Source organism: Nitratidesulfovibrio sp. D1 (assembly GCF_051133415.1).
Lineage (GTDB): Bacteria > Desulfobacterota > Desulfovibrionia > Desulfovibrionales > Desulfovibrionaceae > Cupidesulfovibrio.
The window spans coordinates 464,877-487,773 of sequence record NZ_JBPGNZ010000003.1; the positions used below are offsets into that span (position 1 = coordinate 464,877).

At 65.1% G+C, this 22,897-nt stretch carries 16 protein-coding genes, 1 tRNA gene and 1 pseudogene; 9 read left to right on the forward strand and 9 right to left on the reverse strand.

The features are described from left to right. Positions 1–126: 126 nt before the first annotated feature. Both ACR4XJ_RS07615 and ACR4XJ_RS07620 read right to left on the reverse strand, forming a co-directional pair. On the reverse strand, positions 127–1,431 hold the full coding sequence (locus tag ACR4XJ_RS07615) for a phenylacetate--CoA ligase (RefSeq protein ID WP_434754661.1): 1,305 nt from the start codon (positions 1,429–1,431) through the stop codon (positions 127–129). 135 nt (positions 1,432–1,566) lie between these two features. Beyond that, entirely contained in the window at positions 1,567–2,700 is a 1,134-nt protein-coding gene (locus ACR4XJ_RS07620; RefSeq protein WP_434754662.1) for a DUF1786 domain-containing protein, read from the reverse strand. 288 nt (positions 2,701–2,988) lie between these two features. On the opposite strand from ACR4XJ_RS07620, the gene ACR4XJ_RS07625 reads away from it, so the two are divergent. From ACR4XJ_RS07625 to ACR4XJ_RS07640, 4 genes and pseudogenes are all read left to right on the forward strand, one after another. Then, positions 2,989–3,075: transfer RNA gene (locus ACR4XJ_RS07625), tRNA-Leu, on the forward strand. Positions 3,076–3,174: 99 nt separating this feature from the next. After that, positions 3,175–3,357: pseudogene (locus tag ACR4XJ_RS07630) on the forward strand (DUF6538 domain-containing protein); the annotation flags it as partial. A 48-nt stretch (positions 3,358–3,405) separates the two neighbouring features. Further along, the gene (locus ACR4XJ_RS07635) at positions 3,406–5,049 is read left to right on the forward strand and encodes a site-specific integrase (protein ID WP_434754765.1); all 1,644 of its coding nucleotides are present in this window, start codon (positions 3,406–3,408) and stop codon (positions 5,047–5,049) included. A 5-nt stretch (positions 5,050–5,054) separates the two neighbouring features. Continuing rightward, positions 5,055–5,828, forward strand: a complete 774-nt coding sequence (locus tag ACR4XJ_RS07640) for a ParB N-terminal domain-containing protein (protein WP_434754663.1) — start codon at positions 5,055–5,057, stop codon at positions 5,826–5,828. A gap of 481 nt (positions 5,829–6,309) precedes the next feature. Here ACR4XJ_RS07640 and ACR4XJ_RS07645 read toward each other — a convergent pair whose 3' ends face one another. Next, a complete protein-coding gene (locus ACR4XJ_RS07645; protein WP_434754664.1) occupies positions 6,310–6,549 on the reverse strand; it encodes a BRO-N domain-containing protein in 240 nt (79 codons plus the stop codon). A 238-nt stretch (positions 6,550–6,787) separates the two neighbouring features. Between ACR4XJ_RS07645 and ACR4XJ_RS07650 the strand changes: the two genes are divergently transcribed. Continuing rightward, entirely contained in the window at positions 6,788–7,120 is a 333-nt protein-coding gene (locus tag ACR4XJ_RS07650) for a hypothetical protein (RefSeq protein ID WP_434754665.1), read from the forward strand. 251 nt (positions 7,121–7,371) lie between these two features. On the opposite strand, the gene ACR4XJ_RS07655 is transcribed toward ACR4XJ_RS07650, so the two are convergent. Continuing rightward, positions 7,372–8,058, reverse strand: a complete 687-nt coding sequence (locus tag ACR4XJ_RS07655; protein ID WP_434754666.1) for a recombinase family protein — start codon at positions 8,056–8,058, stop codon at positions 7,372–7,374. Between the two features lie 1,338 nt (positions 8,059–9,396). Here ACR4XJ_RS07655 and ACR4XJ_RS07660 point away from each other — a divergent pair. Next, entirely contained in the window at positions 9,397–10,848 is a 1,452-nt protein-coding gene (locus ACR4XJ_RS07660; RefSeq protein WP_434754667.1) for a cytochrome c peroxidase, read from the forward strand. 139 nt (positions 10,849–10,987) lie between these two features. Here the strand turns inward: ACR4XJ_RS07660 and ACR4XJ_RS07665 are convergent, their stop codons facing one another. The 5 genes from ACR4XJ_RS07665 to ACR4XJ_RS07685 all read right to left on the reverse strand — a co-directional run bounded on the left by ACR4XJ_RS07665 (position 10,988) and on the right by ACR4XJ_RS07685 (position 17,230). Further along, on the reverse strand, positions 10,988–12,808 hold the full coding sequence (locus tag ACR4XJ_RS07665; protein ID WP_434754668.1) for a potassium channel family protein: 1,821 nt from the start codon (positions 12,806–12,808) through the stop codon (positions 10,988–10,990). Positions 12,809–12,951: 143 nt separating this feature from the next. Continuing rightward, positions 12,952–14,508: an L-lactate permease gene (locus ACR4XJ_RS07670; protein ID WP_434754669.1), complete on the reverse strand. Its 1,557-nt coding sequence runs from the start codon at positions 14,506–14,508 to the stop codon at positions 12,952–12,954. Between the two features lie 854 nt (positions 14,509–15,362). Next, positions 15,363–15,890: a hypothetical protein gene (locus ACR4XJ_RS07675; protein WP_434754670.1), complete on the reverse strand. Its 528-nt coding sequence runs from the start codon at positions 15,888–15,890 to the stop codon at positions 15,363–15,365. 492 nt (positions 15,891–16,382) lie between these two features. Next, a complete protein-coding gene (locus ACR4XJ_RS07680; protein ID WP_434754671.1) occupies positions 16,383–16,589 on the reverse strand; it encodes a hypothetical protein in 207 nt (68 codons plus the stop codon). Between the two features lie 194 nt (positions 16,590–16,783). Then, positions 16,784–17,230, reverse strand: coding sequence for a flavodoxin (locus tag ACR4XJ_RS07685; RefSeq protein WP_333505385.1), 447 nt, complete (start codon positions 17,228–17,230; stop codon positions 16,784–16,786). A 473-nt stretch (positions 17,231–17,703) separates the two neighbouring features. On the opposite strand from ACR4XJ_RS07685, the gene ACR4XJ_RS07690 reads away from it, so the two are divergent. From ACR4XJ_RS07690 to ACR4XJ_RS07700, 3 genes are all read left to right on the forward strand, one after another. Continuing rightward, on the forward strand, positions 17,704–18,345 hold the full coding sequence (locus ACR4XJ_RS07690; protein ID WP_434754764.1) for a DedA family protein: 642 nt from the start codon (positions 17,704–17,706) through the stop codon (positions 18,343–18,345). 244 nt (positions 18,346–18,589) lie between these two features. Further along, positions 18,590–21,757, forward strand: coding sequence for a PAS domain-containing protein (locus tag ACR4XJ_RS07695; RefSeq protein WP_434754672.1), 3,168 nt, complete (start codon positions 18,590–18,592; stop codon positions 21,755–21,757). A gap of 221 nt (positions 21,758–21,978) precedes the next feature. Beyond that, positions 21,979–22,860, forward strand: coding sequence for a YicC/YloC family endoribonuclease (locus ACR4XJ_RS07700; RefSeq protein ID WP_434754673.1), 882 nt, complete (start codon positions 21,979–21,981; stop codon positions 22,858–22,860). The last annotated feature ends 37 nt before the right edge of the window (positions 22,861–22,897 follow it).

A 22,897-nucleotide genomic window follows, 5' to 3' on the forward strand; every position in this document is an offset into this window, starting at 1 on the left:
CCGCCCCCCCCCCCCCCCCCCCCCCCCCCCCCCCCCCCCCCCCCCCCCCCCCCCCCCCCCCCCCCCCCCCCCCCCCCCCCCCCCCCCCCCCCCCCCCCCCCCATGGATTTCAGCAGGAGTTCCGCCTTACAACGCGGGGCGTTCGCGCAGGTCCTGCACGCGCTGGGCCTTGCCTTCGCTTTTGGGCAGGCTGTTGTGCTGGACCAGGTCCACCTTGGGGGTGACCAGGATTTCGTCGTGGATGCGGCGGGTGATGCGTTCGCGCAGGCCGTGCAGTTTGCGCATGTCTTCCTCGAAGTATTCGTCGCGGATTTCCACCTTCACGCGCAGCACGTCGCGGAAATCGTCGCGTTCCAGCACGATGAGGTAGTTCTGGCCCACTTCGGGGAAGCCCATGAGCACCTGCTCCACCTGCATGGGGTAGATGTTTACGCCCTTGACGATGAGCATGTCGTCGGCGCGGCCCAGGATGCGGTCCAGGCGGCGGTGCACGCGGCCGCAGGCGCATTCGCCGGGCAGGAACCGGGTCAGGTCGCGGGTGCGGTAGCGCAGGACGGGCATGCCCTGGCGGCACAGGGTGGTCATGACCAGTTCGCCCACCTCGCCGTCGGGCACGGCTTCGCCGGTGGCGGGGTCGATGATTTCGGCGATGTAAGCGTCTTCCCAGACGTGCAGGCCGTTCTGGTGCACGCACTCGAAGGCCACGCCGGGGCCGTTCATTTCGGACAGGCCGTAGGAGTTGTAGGCTTTCAGGCCCAGCATGTCCTCGATGCGGCGGCGGGCTTCCTCGGTATGCGGCTCCGCGCCGATGAGCGCGATGCGCAGGGGCAGTCCGGCGGGGTCGTCGCCCTCGTCGCGCAGGGCCGCGCCCAGGTACAGCGCGTACGAGGGGATGATATGGGCCACGGTGGTCCTGAAGTCGCGCACCAGCTTGACCTGGCGGCGGGTGTTGCCCGCCCCGGCGGGGATGGTCAGGCAGCCCAGGCGTTCGGCGCCGTAGTGGATGCCGAGGCCGCCGGTGAACAGGCCGTACCCGGCCATGTTCTGGAACACGTCCTCGCGGCGGATGCCCACCATGTACATGCAGCGGGCCATGAGGTCGGCCCAGGAATTGAGGTCGGACTGGGTGTGGTAGACCACGGTGGGGGTGCCGGTGGTGCCGCTGGAGGCGTGCATGCGCACCAGTTCGGACTTGGGCACGCAGAGCAGCCCGTCGGGGTACTGCGAGCGCAGGTCGTCCTTGCTGGTGAGCGGGATGCGCCGCACGTCGTCCAGCGAGCGGATGGAGCCCGGGGTGACGCCCGCCTCCTTCAGCCGTTTGCCGTAGAAGGGCGACTTCATGGCCTGCTCCACGGTGTTGCGCAGGCGGACGATCTGGGCGGCGGTGATGGCCTCGCGGCTCCAGGTTTCGGCGATGTCGAAGAACTCCATGGCACCCCTCTTTTATGGTTGCCCGCGTGGCGGGCCGTGTTGGCCGGAAAATGCGCGTGATTGCCGGGTGTTGCGAACACGGATGCGTGCGCCCGCGCGTATCCGTAACGGGCCGGGCGGGCCCGTGGCGGCGGGCTATGCGCCGTGGCGCAGGGCCAGCCCGTGCAGCAGCCCGTGGCAGCCCGCCAGCATCATGTCGCCGTGCGGTGCGATGAACTGGCCGTGCCCGCGCAGCATTTCGCGGCGCGGCCCCAGCACGAAGGCGGGGCGGAAGCCCTCGGTCTCCGGCGGGATGTCCGGGGCAAAGGCGCTGCCGTGGCCCCCGGCGGCCCGCACCTGCTCGTCGGGCAGCCAGCACAGGCGGAATTCGTTCAGGTCGCGCAGCAGGGTTTCGGTGGTCAGCATGCCGGTGTGGTGCTCGTACACGCCCCACACCCGCTGGCGGAAGACCAGGAAGGCGATGGTGTGGCTGTTGCCCGCGTTGACCACCAGCACCCCCTCGCGGGCGCTACGGGCCTGCACCTCGGGCAGGGCCAGCGCGCCCAGCACGGCGGCCGCGCCGGTGTCGGCCACGGGGCCGCCGCCGATGGCCCGCTGCAAGGTGGACAGCCGGGTGAACTGGGCAGGCGGCGCGTCGTAGATCAGGCTGGCGGGGCTGGCGCCGGGCTGGCCGTCGCCGGAATGATTCAGGAAGCCGCGCCACAGCTCGAAGCGTCCCACGGTGTTGGACCCCTGCGGATGGTGCCCGTGGTCCTGCGCGGCGGCCACCACCAGGTGCGGCTGCGGCAGGCCGCAGGTGTCCAGCAGGGCGCGCCAGAAGCCGGGCTCGTAGTCGGCCAGGCGCACGGGGGCGAATCCGGCCGGGCAGGCGTCGGCGATGTCCACGCCCAGGGCGCGCACCCGCTCCGGGTTGTCGTGCAGGGCCAGGGCGGCGTCGGGGTGGGCGGCCATGCGCAGCCCGGCGGCCACGTGGGCCTTCACCGCGCCGAAGAAGCCGCCGCCCATGTTCTCGCCGTGCAGCCAGATGTGGCGGCCTTCGGCGGTGAGTTCGGCGATGCGCCGGGCCACCCGGCGCGCGGGCGTAGGCAGCACGAAGCGCGGCCAGTTTTCCGGGTTCAGGCCGGGCATGGTCAACAGCACGTCCTGGGTGCCGCTGCCGATGTCCAGACACAGGATGCTGCCGGGGCCGGGTTGGGTGCCGGGCAGGGGGGCGGGGGCCGGGGAAGCGGCCGGGGCCTGCGGGGCGGGGCGGAAATTCGGTATGTTCATGCGTCAGTGTGGTTCGCGTAGGGGTTCGGTGTGGCTGCCGAGCGTCCGGCTGGCCGCGGCGGGCCGCAGGAAAGCGCGGAGCGCGGTGTCCCGGCACGGGGAGCGGCCACCGGAAGGGAACCGGTGCGGCGGCGGTGAAGGCAGGGCACGACAGTACATGCAAACCCGCAACCACCGCAAGCCGCCGAGGGGCATGGACGGGCCGCGCGCGGTTGTCGCCGGGGCGCGGAAAGACGGCAGAAAACGCTTGCCAAGCCGGGTTGTCCAAGGCTATACGGTCGTTCCCGCGCCGAGGTGGTGGAATTGGTAGACACGCTATCTTGAGGGGGTAGTGGGAGAAATCCTGTAAGGGTTCGAGTCCCTTCCTCGGCACCATTGGCATATTAAGTCGCTGAACTTGCTGCGATTTTTGGTTGGCCAGCTCTCGTCGGATTCTGCGGATACACAACCGTAGGGCACAGATGGAGGCTGGCCATGCCTGTTTCTGCTACCCCATACATAGTCCAGCATCGGACCCTACTGTACTTTCGCATGAGGGTGCCCGTCCGTCTCCAAGCCTGTCTAGGCCGCAAGGAGTACCGGCGCTCTCTCGACACGCCCTATATCCGGATAGCCAAGCCCATCGCGCTTGCTCTCGCGTCGTCTTTGTTTCAAGTCTTCGAGCTTGCCGACACCTATCTAGCCATCACCGCCAGAGGAGGGCGCATGTCTGACCCAACCAACCCGGACGAGTTCCTTACTGACGCCAAGATACGTGAGCTTGCTGACCGTGCCTTGGACGATGGATTGAAGGCTACACGGGAACAGCGCCTTAAAGGGGTGCGTTCGGAAGGGCGCTTGCTTGCACAGTTGGACGCGCATGAACTCTTGGCAAGTGACTCTCTGTTCTCAATGGCAGTCAACGAGCCGGGCTTTGGGCTTGACCGCTACAAGGGGATGGCCCTTGGCTTGCTTGGTGAGTGCGGTATGTCGGAGGTTGACGAAGCGGGTACGCAGTTCTTGAAGCTGTGCCATGCCTTAGCCGCAGTAGACCACGTTATAAACGTAGCGGCGCAGGCTACCGTCTTCACGGGTAGACTGAATCGGGGGCAGAGGGCGTTGTATGAGGAACTAGTGGGGGTGGATGCGGTGGCTACGGTGCAGGAGGTAGCCCCGTCAAATGGGGTGGTTCTCTCCTCAACCGTCCCCGCTATGGTCAAGAACACTCCGCCGCTGCCTGATGCTATTGCGGCTTTCATCAAGGCAAAGGAAGGGATTGATTGGACGGTCAAGAGCACGGTTGATGATAACACTACTGCCCTAAGTATGTTTACCGCAATATGCCGTGAGAGCGCCGCTGCTGACGTGCGGGTGGCCTCCATCACTCGTGAGCTGATAAGAAGCTATGCGAAAGTAGTTGATAAACTCCCCCCTCGTGCATCTGATAAGCATGGCAAGGGGGCGACGTATAAGCAAATTGCCGATGGAAATAAGGGGAAGGTGCTTTCTGTTAAACGTAAGGCGTGGGTATATGACGCGATTCGTACTTTTTTGAGATGGGCGGGGAAGGAGTATGGGTTTGATAGTAGTGGCCTTGTCGATGAGCTTCCCAAAGTCAAGCCACTCCCGAAAGGACCGCATCATATGGAAGGCGACAGGCGAGGGTTTACCCTTGCGGAATTGCGGACCCTTTTTTCTGCTGACAATTTCCTGAATGTTTGGAGTGAAACCCGTGGCGGGGATAAGCCGGAGCGGTTCTGGTGTCCCCTGATTGGGTTGTTCACAGGTATGCGCCTTGGGGAAATATGTCAGTTGAGGCCTGTTGATATTAGGATAGAGCATTGCGAGGGTGTGGAAGAGGGAGCGTCGCGCGATGTGTTGATATTCGATGTGAACGCTAAAGACGGGAAGCGGCTCAAGAGAGGTAGCACGGCCCGTTATGTCCCGGTTCATCCTTTCTTGGTTGAACTTGGATTGCTTCACTACGTGGAGGCACTAAGTGACCCGTCAGGCTTTATATTCCCCAACCTTCGTGTGGTGCCTGGAGAACAGCCGGGGCACGCTGTAGGTTCATGGTGGACAGATTATAGGCGCTTATGTGGTGTGGGGGGGATGGTGGATGAGAAGAGTGAGGTTGTGTTTCATACCCTACGTAATACGTTCATTTCAGCGCGTTTTACAGGTAAGTTTAATGCGAATAGAGAATATGTGCAGATAGTAGCGGGGCATCAGCGTAGTGACATGACAGCGCGATATGAGGACCAGTTGTCTGTCGCTACGTTATATGATGAGGTGATTTCTCGCTACACATTCCATGACCTCATCCCGCTTCATCCCTTGAAGGCGAATCCTTGGGCGCAGAAGGGCTAGTTCACATGCAAGGTCAAGAAGAACAAACTGTACTACTCCCCATTGCGAACATCATCAGGGATGAACGACTACAGTTTCGAGATAAAGTCATCAAAACACGAGTCGAACAATACGCCGGGGCACTGAAGGCCGGAAAGATACTTCCTGCAATCAGGGTGGCCGACATAAACGGGGTGTACTACCTTGTCGATGGGTGGCACCGCATTAGAGCACATGAGCTATGGGGGTTTGACGACATCGAAGCAGAGGTTGTGTCGTGTGCATCGTTCAGAGAGGCCATCATAGAAGCCGCAATCGTGAACCATGACCACGGAAAGTCATCACGTACGGTAGAAGCACGCCGTGCTTTTCGTGCATTCATAGACAACCAAGGGCACGTAGTTTCGGGGTTTGGCAAGAAGAAGTTCCTGACATACAGGGAGATTGGCGAGAAATTCTCTAGGCCGCACACCACTATTACGTCATGGATGAAGAGCGACTACCCGAAGATTGCAGAGGAAATATCCAGAGCGGCAGCAATCAGGCACGGTAGGCCCTATCCCAAGCCGTCTGACACAGATATAGACGATGATAGTAACTACACTCCCCCACCACCGAACCCGGATGGTAAGAGCTTGGCCGTGCTCAAGAGCTACCTTAGTCACATCCGTGCCAAGTTCACGGAACTCAAGACCGTGGACGCAGCGGCGGAAGCTGTCCAAGAGCTTGACACACTTCGGAATGAACTAGCCGACCACATGGCCCGCACCTTCCCGGCCCTAGAGCATCCGGACTTCTGAACAGGCCACCGGCTTCCCCTCGGTTGTTCATTTTGAACAACCCTTGAGGTATCTCAAAGAAATTATTGAACTTCGTCAAAGGCCCTTCAGCTCCCCCGAAGGGCCTGCCCGCGCCTCTCAACGGGATGGCGCAGCCATCACGGTGGAGGTGCCCCTTCGTCTCGTTAAAGGGAAAGGGGGCGATGATAGCCCCCTCCCAAACAGAGTCCACCCGAAGGATTCCCCCGGCTACCCTCTGACACGTCCTCCGCCACAGGAGGGCTACCACGGGGCGCGTCCTTCGGCCCTCACTGTCGCCCGTCAAGGGCCGTTCACAGTATGAACCCCCTTTCCGCCTGGTCCAATCACACGACGCGCGAGAATGGCTTCTCCGGCCCGAAAGCGCCCCGGCCTGACCCGTGGCAGGGCTGTCCAAGAATCGCAGGCCAGTTAACATGTTAACAAAGAACAGATGGCCACAAGCGTGAGCATAAACCGCCACTCAATTCCCATCCCAATTGGCTACCTCGTCCTCACCCATGATGTACCCGCCGTTCTTCCTGATAGCGGGCAGCGCTGTCCCTATGACCCACTTCTTGAACGCTTTCGCTTCGGGCTTAAGGGTGCGGAGGATGAGGGGGCACAAGCCGGATTCGTTGATGATGGATACCTGTTGGTTTCCGCTAAGGGCGTGATGATTCATCGCCCCCTTTTCATCTTTATCCAGTTTGCTTGGATTCATTCCTACATCGGTTTCGGCAGGCAGCTCTCTCCATCTTCATCTAGGGGTGGCGTAGTTGGGTGGTGATGGGCAGCATGCTGATGGGGCAGGGAGTCGGAGTGTCCAATGTTATAAATCGTGTTTGATATTGTCAATAGTGCTCTGATAACATTAAAGAAAAAACCATTGACCTGTCTTTGCCTCGTGCTATCAGTAGGCATCTTCGCGTCACTATTTACCGGAACGCCGGGAGGTCACTGTGAACAAGAGTGAAGCGGTTTCGATAGCCAGCCAAAAGTATTGCTCAATTACGATGCAAAATAGCAATTTCGCGAATATCAATGCGGCCAAGCCTGTTTGGTGGATTGACCCAACCCCTAACGAGGAATCCGAAAGATGGTTTCTCTTGCATGGTGATGGTGTTCTTTACGTCCTGAGAATCCCTAGCGGGACATTGTGCAAGGGCAGGTTTAGGCAAAAGGGGAAATTGCTAAGCATTGAAATCTCGGTATCAACATTTGTAGATGTGAAATCAGGCGGTACGAAGTATGATTTTAGAAAGAACGTCATTGCAGAAATTGATTGCGCGTAGAGTGTCGGGTTAATCATGCAATTGAGATAGCTGGATGGTGGCGGTGGCGGTAAGGCGTTATGGTCGTTGCTTGCTGTCGCAGAGGTGCGCTGCTTGCTGGTCGCGGTTGCGGCAAATGAAGTATCGCCAGCGTGATAAGCTAGCCTCCCCCACATGGCTTGCACGTAGGGGAGGCTTGCACGGGAGGTAGTGTCGGCTGTGGTGGCTGAACTGCGCTGCCCAAGGTATTTTCTCAATAGTGCCCCCTGCTATCATTCCTTGGAAATTCCGAGTCTTGTGAGCAGTCTCGCTACAGACGTAGGGTGCCACTTTCCGCCCCTCGCCGTGATGACGCCCATGCGGTTCAGTTCATCAGCGATGCCCCGGACAGAGGTGGTGCCCTTTTCCTTGATGCCCTCAATGATGGGTGCAAGTTCATGCGCCCGGTCCTGTGCCTGTTCCTTCACCTTGGCTACCCCTGCCGCGTTCCCATACTGGCGAAGGTGAGTAGCCCCAACAGGGCACCCTAGCTTGACCCCTCGCGCCTTGGTTGCTGCAAGGGCGTCCTTCGTGCGGGCAGAGATTAGCTTCCTTTCCCTCTCGGCAAAGAGGGCCATGATGCCCACTACCGTTTCATCCGCTTCGGGCATGTCCACTGCCCTGAACTTCGCCCCCGCCTTCTGTAGGCCAATGAGGAAATGAGCGTCACGAGAGAGGCGGTCCAGTTTGGCAATGACCAAGGTAGCCCCTGTTACCTTGCAGTGGTTCAGGGCTTTCTCAAGTTCTGGCCTGTCGGTCTTCTTGCCGCTCTCGACCTCAACGTATTCGGCAAGGTGTTCCCATCGGCCACCGTTCAGGAAGTCTTCAACGGCCTTCCGCTGTGCCTCCAGGCCAAGGCCGCTTTGGCCCTGCCGCTTGGTGCTGACCCGCAAGTAGGAGATGAAACGCCCTTCGGCCATGCTGCTACCCTCCTGTTGCAAATTCCCTTACGAAGGTTAGGAAGAATGTGTACAGATGTGGGCAAGGTAGGTCAAGGGAGAATTTGCCTGGACGATTGACGGGGTAGCGGTGTGGGTAGGTAGGCGGAACCGGCCAGCTTCTATGAGGGGATGCGGTGGGCCTAGGGTTCCTTTTCTGTGGTGATGCGGGCAACCCACACGGGGGGAACGAGCACAGGCGAGAATGTGTATGTGGCCTCACAGACACGGCGCATAAATTTCACCGGTCATTGTAAGGTGGCTATGCTGCCATGTCTGCGTCACGCTGTTCCAATAATCGCCCAAGAATTTCTTCATGAAGTCTCATCGCACTAGGCTTGCTTTCGACGGCAAACTTGGGACAGTACGCCATGCCAAGATACTGCATTGCAACAAAATTCGCTACGGTAGGTATCCAGCTATACCAATTCCCATAGTATGAATGGATGATTGCTACGACAAGTCCTCCAACCTGGATATTGGCAATGCTTAAAGAGATTGCACTACACAAGTGTGGGTGACTGTAGAAGTGGGAGTATTTACTAAAAAACTGGGTAGCTGGTTGGGATAGTCCTTCAATGTGCATGTTGCTGAATTTAATGCGTGTTCCTATGAATGTAGCAACGAAAAAGACATCGACAACAAAGATTGGGAGGAGGGAAGTGTAGGTCGGATTGGTGTAAAATGACATGATACAGGACGCTATAACTGCTAGTGCTGTAAGTAGTTGGAACATGCGGCGCTCACTGGTAGGGGTTAGGGCTAGCGTGTTTGTGTCTACATAAAAACATGTTTTATGTAAAGGTATTGCGGTATTGTGGTGCTCTCCGCAAGGCTTCACACTGGCTTCGGGCTAGGCATTCGCTAGATTTTGGGCTACCTTCTGTGTATCCAAAACGAGGCAACACCTCGAAAGGAATAACGCAGAATTTCAGGTATTTCGAGAGTCGGGAACGTCTGCCCTTCGTATCCCTTCCTCGGCACCATTTTTCGAAGACGCCGCAGTGGAAACGCTGCGGCGTCTTCGTTTGCGCCCGGCGGAATCCGATGCGGGAAAATATGAACAAGCGTCTGGCGTTGATTTTGAAATTACTTTATCATGTAAGTATGTTAGTCGTGTTTAGGCAAATCATTTAATAGTAATAATTACCATTGCTAAATCCATATTTTCCGATATAGTTGCTACAACGATTGGGGTCGTCAAACGATCCAGGGTGTTATCGAACCCGGCGAACCTGCGGCACAGGCCTGGAAGATGGCGACGCTCGTGAGGTTTCGCACAGACCGCGGGTGCGGAGCCGCCCGCGCAAGGAGGCGATGATGCGAAAGGGAGCAGCATGGATGATGGCGGGCTGGGCCGTGGCGGCGGTCATCGGGCTTGGCCTGCCCGGCCTGTCCGGCGTACCGGGCCTGCCCGGTGTGACGGAGGCCCGCGCGGCAGCCGCCGAAAAGGGACCGGAGGTCAAGCAGCCGGTGAAGGGCGTGCCGCAGATGGCCAAGTTCAAGCAGGTGTCGGAAGTGGTGCGCGACAAGTGCATGGCCTGTCACAGCCGCGACTATGACCTGCCCTTCTACGCCAAGGTGCCCGGCATCAGGCAGATGATCGAGAAGGACTTCCGCGACGGTCTGCGCGCCATGGACCTGAACGTGGAACTGGTTGACGCCGTCAAAGACGCGCCGGTGGGCGAGGCCACCATCGCCAAGATGGAATGGGTGGTGCTGAACGAAACCATGCCCCCGGCCAAGTTCACGGCAGTGCACTGGGGCAGCCGCCTGAACGCCGAAGACCGCAAGGCCATCATGGAATGGACGGCGTCCACGCGCGCGGCCCATTACGCCACCGGCGCCGCCTCCAGCCGCGCCAACGAACCGTTGCAGCCCCTGCCCGAATCGCTGCCCACCGACGCCCGCAAGGTGGCGCTGGGCGAGCGGCTGTTCAACGACAAGCGCCTGTCGGCGGACAACACCCTGGCCTGTTCCGGCTGCCACGCCGAGGACAAGGCGGGCACCGACAACCGCCGCTTCGCCGAGGGCATCCGCAAGCAGTTCGGCGACATCAACGCCCCCACCACCTTCAACGCCGTGTTCAACACCCGCCAGTTCTGGGACGGCCGCGCGGCCAACCTGCAGGAACAGGCGGGCGGCCCGCCGCTGAACCCCATCGAGATGGGCTCCAAGGACTGGAACGAGATCATCGCCAAGCTGGCGGCCGATCCGGACCTGACGGCGGCCTACGCCGCGCTGTACCCCGGCGGCTGGACCGCCGCGGGCATCACCGACGCCATCGCCGAATACGAAAAGACGCTGATCACCCCCAACAGCCGCTTCGACAAGTGGTTGAAGGGCGACGACAAGGCCCTGACCCAGGCGGAACTGGACGGCTATCAGCGCTTCAAGGCGTACCGCTGCTCCAGCTGCCACGTGGGCCAGGCCGTGGGCGGCCAGTCGTTCGAATACATGGACCTCAAGGCCGACTACTTCAAGGACCGGGGCAATCCGCTGAACTCCGACGTGGGGCTCAAGGGCTTCACCAAGAAGCCCGAAGACCAGCACCGCTTCAAGGTGCCCACCCTGCGCAACGTGGAACTGACCGCGCCCTACCTGCATGACGGCACCGTGGCCACCCTGGACGACGCCGTGCGCATCATGGGCACCTACCTGTCCGGCATGCCCGTTCCCGAGGGCGACCGCGCGCTCATCGTGTCCTTCCTGCGCACGTTGACCGGCGAATACAAGGGCAAGCCGCTGACCGGCGTGGCCGTGGCGAAGTAGCGCGGCGCAGCCCCGCGAAGCGGCAACGCCGCATGACGGCCGCATGACGCATGAGGGCGGAACGGGCAGTGTCCCGTTCCGCCCTTCCTTCCTTCTTTCTTTCTTTCTTTCCTGCCTGCCTTCCTTGTCGCGCGCGCGGCTACGCCTCCTCGCATTCTCCATCGTCGGGATAGCGCTCCAGAAAACGCCGCTCGGCCTCCGAGTCGCCGATCAGGATCAGTTCGTCGCAGGCGCGCAGCAACAGGGTGGGCTCCGGGTTGACGGAAAGGCCGTCCGGCCCGCGCAGGGCCACCACGCTGCATCCCGTCCCGTCGCGGATGCCGCTGTCCTGCAGGGTGCGCCCGGCAAGGCCCACGCCCACCGGGGCGCGGAAGATGTTCAGCCCTTCGCTGAGCATCAGCACCTTGCCGGGGCTCAGCAGGTTGATCACCGTGTTGGACACCAGCGAGGCGTACGACATGACCAGGTCCGCCCCGGCCTTGTGCAGGATGCCGATGTTGCGGTCCAGCGTGGCGCGGCTGATGATCTGGATGTCCGGCCGCAGCCTGCGGCAGTAGATGGTCAGGTAGATGTTCAGGTCGTCGTCGTGGGTGGTGACCAGCACGGCCGGGGCCTCGCGGATGCCCGCGCGCTCCAGCACGTCGAGGTCGGCGGCGCTGCCGGTGACGGTGTGCTCCTGGTCGTGCACCAGACGGGGATTCTTTTCCACGACGCGATACTCGATGCCGGAGCGGGCGAACTGCCGCGCCGCCGCCAGCCCCACGCGCCCCCCGCCCAGGATGAGCACCGGCGCGGTGGATTGCGCGGTGGCGTCCGGCCTGCCCGTTTCGCCCTGTTCGCCCTGTTCTCTTTGTCCGCCCTGTCCGGCCTGTCCGGCCTGCCCGGCCGCCGCGCCGGAGGCGGCTCCGTCGTCCTGCCGTCCCCCGATGTACCTGTCGAAGGCGTCCATCTGTTCCCGTGTGCCCGCCAGCACCAGCACGGTGCTGGCCTCCAGCGGCGCGTCGGGGCGCGGCAACTGGAAGCGGCCGCGTTCCCACACCCCCACCACGTTGACCCCGGTGACCTTGCGCAGGTCGCTGTCGCGCAGGGAGTGGCCCACCAGTCCGGTGCGCATCACCGGGGCCTCGGCCACGGTCAGGTCGTCGAAGCGGCCCACCACGCCGGTGCGCATGTGCCCGGCCAGGGTGCGCCGGGCAAGGCCCTGTCCCAGCATGCTGGAAAACTTGAACACGTGGGTGCTGCCCGCCAGGGACAGGATGTCCACGGCCTCGTCCTGGTCGGCCCCGCAGACCACGGGGATGTCGGGGCTGGCCTCGCGCGCGGTGAAGGCCACGTTGGTGTTGCGCACGTCGCCGTCCAGGGCCACCACCATGGCCGCCTGCCCCACGCGCAGCCGCCGGTAGGTTTCCGGGTCGTCGTAGTCGCCCACGGCCACGGTATGGCCCTGGTCCTGCAGGTCCAGGGCGGTCTGGGCCTCTGTGCACAGCAGCACGTAGGGGTGCGAATACTGGGCAAGGTCATGGCCCAGGGCCTGGGCGGTGGCGTCGCCGCCCACGATGATCACGTGGCCGCCGGTCTCGGCGGGCAGTTCGCGCGGGGCGCGCAGGCGGGTCTGCGCCTCCAGCCACGGCGCGTAGAAGAACTGGATGAACGTGAACGGCAGCATCACCAGCAGGAAGATGATGCCCGACAGCAGCACCACGAGGGTGAACAGCTTGCCCGTGTCGCTGAGAAAGGTGATGTCGCCGAAACCCAGCGTGGACATGACCGTGAGCGTCCAATAGAAGCCCGTGGCCCACGAGTACTCGCGTCCCTCGTGGTTCATGATGACGTGGAACAGCACGCTGTACAGGGTGATGACCACCACCAGCAGCAGCACGAACCGGAACAGGAACCGCATGTTGCGCTGGGCCGAGCGGCTCTGCATGAAGAAGGCGATCTGCGAGGGCAGGAACTTCATCGGGCATCCCCTGCGGTGTTGGAAACGGAGTGCGGCGGTGCGCCCATGCTACCAGCGCAGGCGGCGGGACGCCAGCTACGGAAATGGAAAAGGCCGGAAGCGGGGGCGTTTCCGGCCTTCGGTTTCGGGGTCGGGAGGCGTGGCTACTTCGGAAATGCCCAGAACAGGGTCATGACGGCGCACACGGTGGTGATGAGCACCGAGATGACGAACGCGGGCCGGATGGCCTGCGACGCCTCGCGGATGCGGTCGATGCTGGCCGCCGCGTTCTGCAGCTTGGCGGGCGAGATGACGCTGGCCAGCCCGCCGCCGATGCCGCTGGCCGCCGCGATGACCAGGCCCGACGCGCCGATCTTCTCGGCCGTGGACAGGTGCAGCTTGGTCAGCATGGCGATGGACGACGACTCCGAGCCGCTGATGAACCCGCCCAGCAGGCCCAGGTACGGGGCCACGAAGGGGTACATCTTGCCGAACAGCGCGGCGGATGCGTCGGCCATGACGTAGACCATGTTGTGCAGCGGCTGGGCCAGGCTCCAGTCCGCGGCCTTGCCGGAATGGTTCATGACGTAGGCGATGGCGAAGAAGACCGAGGCCGACATGAACGGACGCCCGGCGCGCTTGCCCGCCTTGACCAGCGAGGTGGCCACCTGTTGGCGGGTGGCCTTCAGGAAGGGCAGGGCGGCCGCCGTGCACACCAGCACCCAGAAGTAGGCCTGCCAGAAGATGCGCAGCCGTTCCGGAGACTTGGGGATGATCTCCAGCGGCATGGACCACTGCTTGAAGGTCAGGTCGAAGAACGGCAGGAACGGCGCGTTGAGCACCAGCGAGACCACGGTCAGGATGATCCACGGCGAGCAGGCGGCGGCCAGCGAGTGCTGGCGTTCCGCCGCCAGGTCGTTCTCGTTCAGCAGGGTGCGGTCGCGCAGGGGGCGGCCGGTCAGGCGGATGTACAGCATCAGCGCCACGATGACCGCGAGCCCGGCGGCGATGCCGGTGATGGTCACAAGGCCCAGCCTGGCCATGAAGATGGCCACCACCCCGGCGGTGATGCCCGCGATGAGCGCGGGCATGAGGCCCTGGCGCACCATTTTCATGCCGCCGGTAAGGTGCAGCATGCCCAGCGCGATGCAGGTGGAAATGGCGGGCATGAACCGGGCGAAGTAGCCGCCCACTTCGGTTACCGGCAGGCCCACGAAGTTGGCGTAGACCACGGCGGGGATGCCCAGCAGGGCGTAGGTGCACAGCGCGTCGTAGCCCAGCGCGGGCAGGATGATGGCCGCGAAGGTGGAATAGCCCAGCGCCAGCATGATGGGCGGCAGGATGGACACCGTCACCGCGCCCAGCGAGGTGAGCAGGATGCCGAAGCCCACGTTGATCAGCATGATCTGCACCGCCTGCTGGCCGGGGGCCACGCTTTTCATCAGCGCCACCACGCGGGCCACGGCCCCGGTTTCCTGCATGACGGTGATCTGCAGGATGCTGGCGGACATGACCAGGGCGATGGGCAGCGAGGCCACCAGCCCCGCCACGCTGGACAGCAGGATGACCGAGGGCGCGGTGTCGAAGAACAGCCAGGCGATGGCGGCGGCCACCGCCCAGCCGATGTACCCGGCGGTGTCGGCCGCCACCCGGTACACGAGCAGCAGCACGAAGATGGCGATGACGGGCATGAAGGCGAGCAGAACGGACAGGGCATACATGGGGTGCTGGACCTCCTCGTGAAATGTTCTCACCGGTCCCGGCGGCGGAGAGCCGCGGCCGGGATGCACCGGGTGCGGCATGCCGTTGCGGGCCGGGGTGGCCGTATCCTCGTGATCATGTCCCTTTCCTCCGTCTATCGTTCATGGCCGCCGCGCGGCATGAAAAAAAGCCGGGTGCACCAGCGGTGCGCCCGGCCATGCATGCCATGCGAGACGCCCGCCTACGCTGTCCGGCAAAAGTAATAGAAGTAAAAAAACGCCCCGTTGGAATGGGGCGCCGGGAATACTTCAGAAGTGGCGGCCAGGGGCTGGCGGGACGGAACGGCCACGGTGCGTTTGGCACACGGGGCGGAAAGGGCCACGGAAGCCGAAACCGGTCCCCTGCCCGCGTCGGCGGGGTCCTGCGCCGGACGAAGGGGGGCGTGGAGCGCGGCGGCCATGGTGGGCCGCGTTGCGGGGCGGTGTTCGGTGCTGGCGGTCATGCGGTACCTGCGTACGTCGTGGGGGCCAGGAGCATGGCGTGGCCATGCCTTCCGTGCCGCCGCCCGCTCCGTGGGCATTTGTTCGCGCTTTCCGGGCGCGGTGCGCGGGGCGGTTGCGGCGGTGCCCGAGAGTGGCGCTATAGGCAGAGAAAGCGCCACCCGGCGGGATGGAGGCGAGAATAGGCGGGGCCGCGTGAGAAGGCAAGCGGAAAAGTTCCGGAATCACAAAAACGTGATCACCGTGCGGGACGGCACGGAACGGGGCGGGCGGGGTGCCGGGCGGGCAGGCGGGCGGAACATGGGGCGCGGCGCCCCGACCGTCGGGACGCCGCGCCTTGGCCGTATCCGGCGTCATGGCCCCGCACGGTGGGGTCACGAGGTGCCGGACGGCAAATCCGCATGGACGTGGCCCGGCAGGCCCGGCGGTGGGTGCGGCGGACCGGGAAGGGGAGTGAGGATGCCGGTCTCCCTGATGATGCGCTGGCGCATCTCGATGGCCAAGTCCTGCTGCCTAGCGGTCACCTCGCGCAGGGCGCGGGCGCTGCGGGCGGTTTCCTCCGGGTCGGGGGTGGCGCGGGTCAACGCGGCTTCCAGGGCCACCCACGCGGCGTACTGTTCCTGGCGCAGCGCGGCGAAGCGCGCCGCGAATCCGTCGCGGATGCTCCGGATGGCCGAGTGCTGTTCCGCCGTGGGCGGCGTGGGCGGCGGCGGTGCGTCGTACGGGATGTCGGGGGGCGACGGGGGAAGCCCCATGGCGAAGGGGGGCAGGGGCGGCGGTCCGAAGTCGGGCCGGGGACCGGCATGCAGCGGCCCCACGGCACGGGCGGTCATGGCGGCAAGGGCCATGCCCGCCAGCAGCAGGGCCACGCAGGTCCCGGTACGGACGGTGGCTGGCAGCATTTCCATCTCCTGGATAACCGGCCGCGCCAAGGGGCGTCGGCATGCGCGGATCGCCGCTGCGCCCCGTGACGTGCATGGCCGGTGCATGGGAATGCTATCGTCCGTTTCCGATGTGGCTCAACCCGTGATTCGGTTAAGAAATGTAAAGAGATTAACGCCCTGTGCCGGGCGCACCGTTCCGGTTCGCCTGCTGCATGTTCAGGCGGTTCCGGGGCGCGGGGCAGGGCGACCCGTCAGCGGGAAGGCAGGGGGAGGGAAGCCGGGCAGCGAAGAAGGAAGGAACGGGCGGGGAGGGGGGTAGATGCGGATCAGCGCATCAGCAGGGTGGCCACAGTGATTTCCAGCAGCAGCGCGGCGGTGATGAGCAGGGCGAGGTCTTTCATGGAAGGACTCCTGCGCCGGGCGGCACGGCTGATGCGTCCGCCCGGCTCGGTAGTTGGCTGATGCCGTTGCGGGCGCGCGGGGCGTCTCCTGCCGCCGCGCCCCCTGGCGTCACGCGCCGGTGCGGCCCGTGGCGGGAACGGAGGACCGGGGCGCCGCGCCCGCGCCATCGGCGGGGCAGGCGCCGTCAAGACCGGGCCGCGCCGCCAGGGCGAGATCGTGTTCCCTGCGGTCGTCACTGGTGATGAGGCGCCGCAGCGAACCGGCGAAGCGCCGGGCCACCACGCGGCCGGAACCGATGGAGCAGGCAAGGGTCATGGCATGGTCCTCCGTGGGGTTGCGGTGGTGTGGGCGTGCGAGGGGCGCTAGGGGCTGTTTCTAAATTGTCCCTTCGCCCGTTGGCTGCGTCAAACTTCGCCTGCCATTTCAGTCGAATACAAGAAGAGTATACTCCCTCATGGCAGGCTTGTTTTTCTTGCCAACGAACGAAAATCCTAATTTGGAAACAGCCCCTACAGGGCGGCCGCCACGCGTCCGGCCCAGGCCGAGATGTCGTCGCGCATGGTGCGCGGGTCGCCGTCGATCTTCAGCGAATCGGCCACGATGTCCGCGCCGAGGTTCGACAGGCGCTCCTCGATGGCGTCCACCGCGCCGCAGAAGTAGGTGTAGCTGCTGTCGCCGCAGCCGAAGCAGGCCGCCCGGCCCTTGCCCGCGCCCGTGGCGTCCAGCGATTCGTACAGGTGGATGAAGTCGTCCTGCAGTTCGATCTCGTCGTCGCCCCAGGTGGAGCAACCGAACAGCACGAGGTCGCGGCCCTCGCACAGACCTTCCGCCTCGACCTGGCCCGCGTCGCGGATTTCGACGGCGTGGCCCGCCTCGGCGATGTCGCGGCCGACGGTTTCGGCGACCCAGGCGGTGTTGCCGGTGGTGGAACCGTAGACGATGAGCACGTTGGCCATGGGAATCCTCCGAATGGATGGTGTCGGTGTTCGTGTCGCGGCCGCCCGTCAGGCAGCCCGACTACACTGGTCCCCAAGGCGGCCGCGGCATGCGGGATGCGCGGCGCGTGCGGCGGAGGTGGCCCCTCCCGCCCGCCCCGGGGTGCAAGGCCGGGACGGGCGGGAAGGACCGGAGGCTGGAAGGCGTGGGAGTCGTGTGGGCATGCGTAGGGAGTCGTTGTGGTTGTTCGTTGTGGTGACCATAGTGAAAATGAAAATCCTTTTCAAGTAAAAAGCGCACGCCCCGGTGAAAAAGACCGGCTGGGCCGTGTGCGTGGGGGCGGGGGGCGCGGCTGGTCCGGCTGCCTGGGGCGGGCTCGTCCTTGCGCGGCGGTGCGGCGTGGCGTACAGAGGCAGGGCCGCACTCCCGCGGTCCGTCGCCATACCCGCAGATGCGCCGGCAGCACCGGCACCGGAGCCTTCCCTTGGACATCATGGGCGTTTTTTCGACCTTCGTCTCCTTTCTGCTGCACGTGGACAGGCACCTGTTCGAACTGGTCTCGAACTGGGGCGCCTACACCTACGCCATCCTGTTCCTGATCGTGTTCTGCGAGACCGGGCTGGTGGTCACGCCGTTCCTGCCCGGCGATTCGCTGCTGTTCGCGGCGGGCACCATCGCCGGGGCCGGGCACCTGGAATACTTTCCCCTGGCGTTCACGCTGCTGGCCGCCGCCATCATCGGCGACGCGGTGAACTACCGCATCGGCCGGTACATCGGACCGCCGGTGTTCGAGAAGAACTACCGCCTGCTCAACCGCCAGCACCTGTACCGCGCGCACGAGTTCTACGAGCGCCACGGCGGCAAGGCCATCGTGCTGGCCCGCTTCGTGCCGGTGGTGCGCACCTTCGCCCCCTTCGTGGCGGGGGTGGCGGCCATGGACGCCCGGCGCTTCCTGCTGTTCAACGCCGGCGGAGCCCTGCTGTGGGTGGGCCTGCTGGTGACGGCGGGCTACTTCCTGGGCAACATTCCGGTGGTGCAGCGCAATTTCAGCGTGGTCATCTACGGCATCATCGTTGTGTCGGTGCTGCCCATCGTGGTGGAATACGCCCGCGCGATGCTGCGCCGCGAACGGTAGCCACGGCGACGAAGCGGAGCGACAACCGTTTTCTTCCATTGCCGCGCCGCATTCCGCTCCCTGGGGCGGGTGCGGCGCGCGCCGTTTTCCGCGTCGCGCTCCACGGAGCCGATGCGTTTCCACACCGTCCGTTGCGGGTTTCCTCTTTGACGTCGCGCTGCTTTGGAGTAGTGTGACATCGTCGGATGTGGCTGCGCCGGTTCCGGGGGGAACCGCGTGCGGCAGGACGCAAGGGGCCGCTGCAATGCAGGATGGATACGACGTTGACGACCGCGTGCGTCCGGAAGGTGGGGAATTGCCGGACTTGCGCGATCAACCTGACGGATGTGACGGGCCGGAGGGGGGTGACGGGCGGCGCGGGGCAGCCGACGGGGCCAGGCCGTTGCGCCGCGAGGCCGAACTGTTCCGGGGCCTGTTTCGCAACATGAACGCGGGCGTGGCCGTGCTGCGTCCCGTGCGGGATTGTCCCGGCGTCATTACCGTTGTCCCGGAGGCCGCTTCCGGGGCGCCGCCTGACGCGCCCCCCGAAGAGTGCCCGGACTTCGTCCTGCTGGACATCAATCCGGCGGGCGAACGGCTGAGCCGCCTGCCGCGCGAGACGTCCATCGGCAAGCCCCTGTCCGCGCTGCTGCCCGCCCCGGTGGCCGCCACCCTGCGCGAAGCCCTGGCCCGCGCGTGGCGCAGCGGCATCGCCGAACACCTTCCCTCCTTCCTCTACAGCGACGAGATACGCGGCTGCTGGCGTCACTACTTCATCAGCCGCGCCGATTCGGGCGACCTGCTGCTGATCTACGAGGACGTCACCGAACGCTATACCGCCCTGGCCAACCTGGCCGCCGGAGAAGAGAAATACCGCGCCCTGGTGGAAAACACCCCGGACATCGTCATGCGCTTCGGCGGCGACCTGCGCCTGACCTACGTCAACCCCGCCGTCATTCCCTACCTGGGGCTGCCGGAAGCGCTCATGGGGCGCGAGCTGACGGAACTGGGCCTTGCGCCGCAGGTGGCGGAATTCTGGGCGCGGCAGCTGCGCGGGGTGCTGGAGTCGGGCCGGGCGGTGCAGACCGACTATGTCTTTCACGGCCCCTCCGGCCGGGTGCTGTTCGACTGGCGGCTGGTGCCGGAACGCGGCGCCGACGGCGGCGTGGCGTCGGTGCTCAGCCTGCTGCGCGACGTGACCCGCCATCGGTCCACCGAGCATGACTTCCGCACCCTGTTCCGCAAGCTGATAACCAGTTTCGCGGTGCACGAAGTGCTGCTGAACGAGGCGGGATGCCCCGTGGATTACCGCTTTCTGGCGGTGAATCCCGCCTTCGAGACGATTTCCGGCCGCCGGGCAGAGGACGTGCTGGGCCGCACGGCCAGCGAACTGTTCGGCCCGCAGGATCCGGCGTGGGTCGAGCAGTTGGGGCGGGTGGCCCTGACCGGCAAGCCGCTGCACTTGGAGCACTATTCCCGCAACATGGGGAAATGGCTGGAAATGGCGGTGTACCGGGTGCGCGAACGGCAGTTCGCCGTCATCGCCGCGGACATCAGCGAACGCCGCAACGCCCGGCGCGAACGCAGGCTGAGCGCGGCGCGTCTGGCGGCCCTGCACCGCCTGTCGCGCATGGACACCGCGCCGGAACGGTCCATCATGCGTTTTGCCCTGGAACAGGCCGTGCGGTTGACCGGCAGCGAACTGGGCTACCTTGCGCTGGTGGACGGGGGCCGGGTGACGGCGGACGGCGTGCTGTGGTCTCACCTGATGGCGGAACCGGCGACGGCGGGAGCGGCCGCCGCCACGCCCGGCAAAAGCCCGGTGGAGGGGCCGTGGTGCGAGGTGGCGCGCACGGGCCAGCCGGAAATCCGTAACGGGAATGAACCCGGCCCGACTGGCCCGACAGTCCAGTCAGGCCAGCCAGGCCCGCCCCCGCCCGGCGCGCCGGGGCCGCAGCCTGCCCACCGCGTGAACGGCATCTCGCTGTGGCGGCACCTGGCCGTGCCCGTGCTGGAGGAGGGCAGGCTGGTGGCCGTGGCGGGCGTGGCCAACAAGGACCAGCCCTACGAGCGGGCCGACCGGCGCCAGCTGGACCTGTTCATGCACGGCATGTGGGAGCACATCGCCCGGCGGCGCTCCATGGTTTCGCTGCGGCGGGCCAAGGACGCGGCCGAGGCGGCCAGCCGCACCAAGGACGAATTCCTGGCCAACATGAGCCACGAACTGCGCACCCCGCTCAACGGCGTGCTGGGCATGCTGCAACTGCTGGACGGCCCGGACCTGGACGACGAGCGGCGCGGCTACCTGCGCACGGCCGTGGAATCGGGCCATGCCCTTTTGCGCATCATCGACGACCTGCTGGACCTTTCCGCGCTGGGCGCGGGCGAATCCGGCCTGCGCGAAGAACCGTTCGACCCGGCCGCCGTGCTGCGCCAGGTGGCCGACATGGTGGACGTGGCGGCGCGGCGGCGCGGGCTGGCGCTGGGACTCATCGCCGATGCGTTGCCCGGCCGGGTGCGCGGCGACGCGGCGCGGCTGCGCCAGGTGCTGTACAACCTGGCGGCCAACGGGGTGAAGTTCACCCACCAGGGCGGGGTGGACATCCTGGCCTGCCCGGTGGGCGGCGGCAAGCTGCTGTTCTCCGTGCGCGACACGGGCATCGGTATTCCGCAGGAAAAGCTGGCCGTGGTCTGCGAGCCCTTCGCGCAGGTGGACGGTTCCTCCACCCGGCGCTACCAGGGCGCGGGGCTGGGCCTGGGCATCGTGCGCCGCCTGGTGACGCGCATGGGAGGCACCATGATCATGGAAAGCGAGGAGGGCGTCGGCACGTCGGTGCACGTCTGCCTGCCGCTGCCCGCGGTGGAGGAGGCCGCCAACGGCCTGTCCGGGGTGAACGGCGCGCACGCGGCCAACGGCAGCGGGGCGGGCATGCCCGAAGGGCGGAACGGGGCGGCGGCTTTGGCCGGTCCCGCCGGGGCGGCCGACGGTGCGCCGTCCGCGTCCCCGCAATCGCGCGCGGCCAGCCGCGCGGCGCATGAGGCCGCATCCACGGCGCTGCGCGTGCTGGTGGCGGAGGACGACCAGATCAACCGGCTTACCGTGCAGCGCATGCTGGAGCGCGAAGGCCACCGGGCGGTGTGCGTGGAAAACGGCGCTGATGCCGTGCGCGCCGTGGGCGAGGCCGACTACGACATCATTTTCATGGACATCCAGATGCCCGGCATGGACGGCACCGAGGCGGCGCGGCGCATCAACGACCTGGCGCGCAGCACGGGCCGGACGCGCCCGACCATCGTGGCCCTGACCGCCCACGCTCTGCGCGGCGACCGCGAGCGGTTCCTGGCGGCGGGCATGGACGACTACATCGCCAAGCCCCTGGAGCGCGAGGCGTTGCGCCGGGTGCTGGGCAGCCTGAGCCCGCCGGTCCGCTGATGTGCTGGCCCGCTGCCCCGTTGGCCCGTTGACCGGCTGGTCCGTTGACTGGCTGGCCCGGCTGTCCCGGCCGTCCGCGCGCGGTTGCGCCAAGCCGCGCTTTCGCGTACTTCGGGGCCACGCCGGGCGCACGCCGCGTCCGGGCCTTCCCGTCCGCCCACGCGCCTGCCGCCCCCTTGGGCCACGGTCCGCCGCGCGGGGCGCAACAGCAGGAGACTTGTATGCTCAGAAGCATGACCGGTTTCGGACGCAGCTTCCTTGAAGACGCCGACTGGACGCAGACCTGGGAAGTGCGCAGCGTGAACGGCCGCCACCTCGACATGAAGTGGCGGCTTCCCGTTTTCGTGCGCAACCTGGAACCGCGCTTCGAAAAGGTGGTGCGCAAGTTCGCCACCCGGGGCCGGGTGGACATCACCCTGGGGCTGCAACTGCGCCGGGGCGACCTGGGCGTGGTGGGCTTCAACGAGAGTCAGGCCACGGCCATGCTGGACACCCTGGCCGCCTTCGCCGCCGCGCGCGGCGACGCCTACAGCCCCGACTACAACCGCATGCTCGGCCTGTCCTTTTTGTGGGAGGACGCGGGCGCGGAACCGGACGAGGAACTTCTGGCCGGGCTGGAGTCGGGCCTTGCCGCCGCGCTGGCGGACTGGAACGAAGCGCGCGCCCGCGAGGCCAAGGCTCTGGCCATGGACATGACCTCGCGCATCATCCGCATGGACGAGTGGGTGGCCCGCATCGAGGAACGCGCCCCGGACATCAAGGAAGAGCGCTTCCAGAACGTGCGCGACCGGTTGTCCGAACTGCTGGAACGCGCCGGGAGCGAACTGGACGAAGGGCGCTTTCTGCAGGAGATCACCCTGCTGGCGGACAAGCTGGACGTGAGCGAAGAATTGACCCGCCTGCGCGCCCACCTGGACCGGCTGCGCGAACTGATGGCCCAGGGCGGCGACGCGGGCAAGCGCCTGGACTTCACGCTTCAGGAATGCTTCCGCGAGATCAACACCTGCGGCAACAAGATCCAGGACGCGCAGATTTCGCGTCTGGTGGTGGATTTCAAGAACGAACTGGAAAAGTGCCGCGAGCAGGTGCAGAACATCGAATAACCCCGCCCGTGCCCGCCCGTATCCGCCCGTGCCTGGC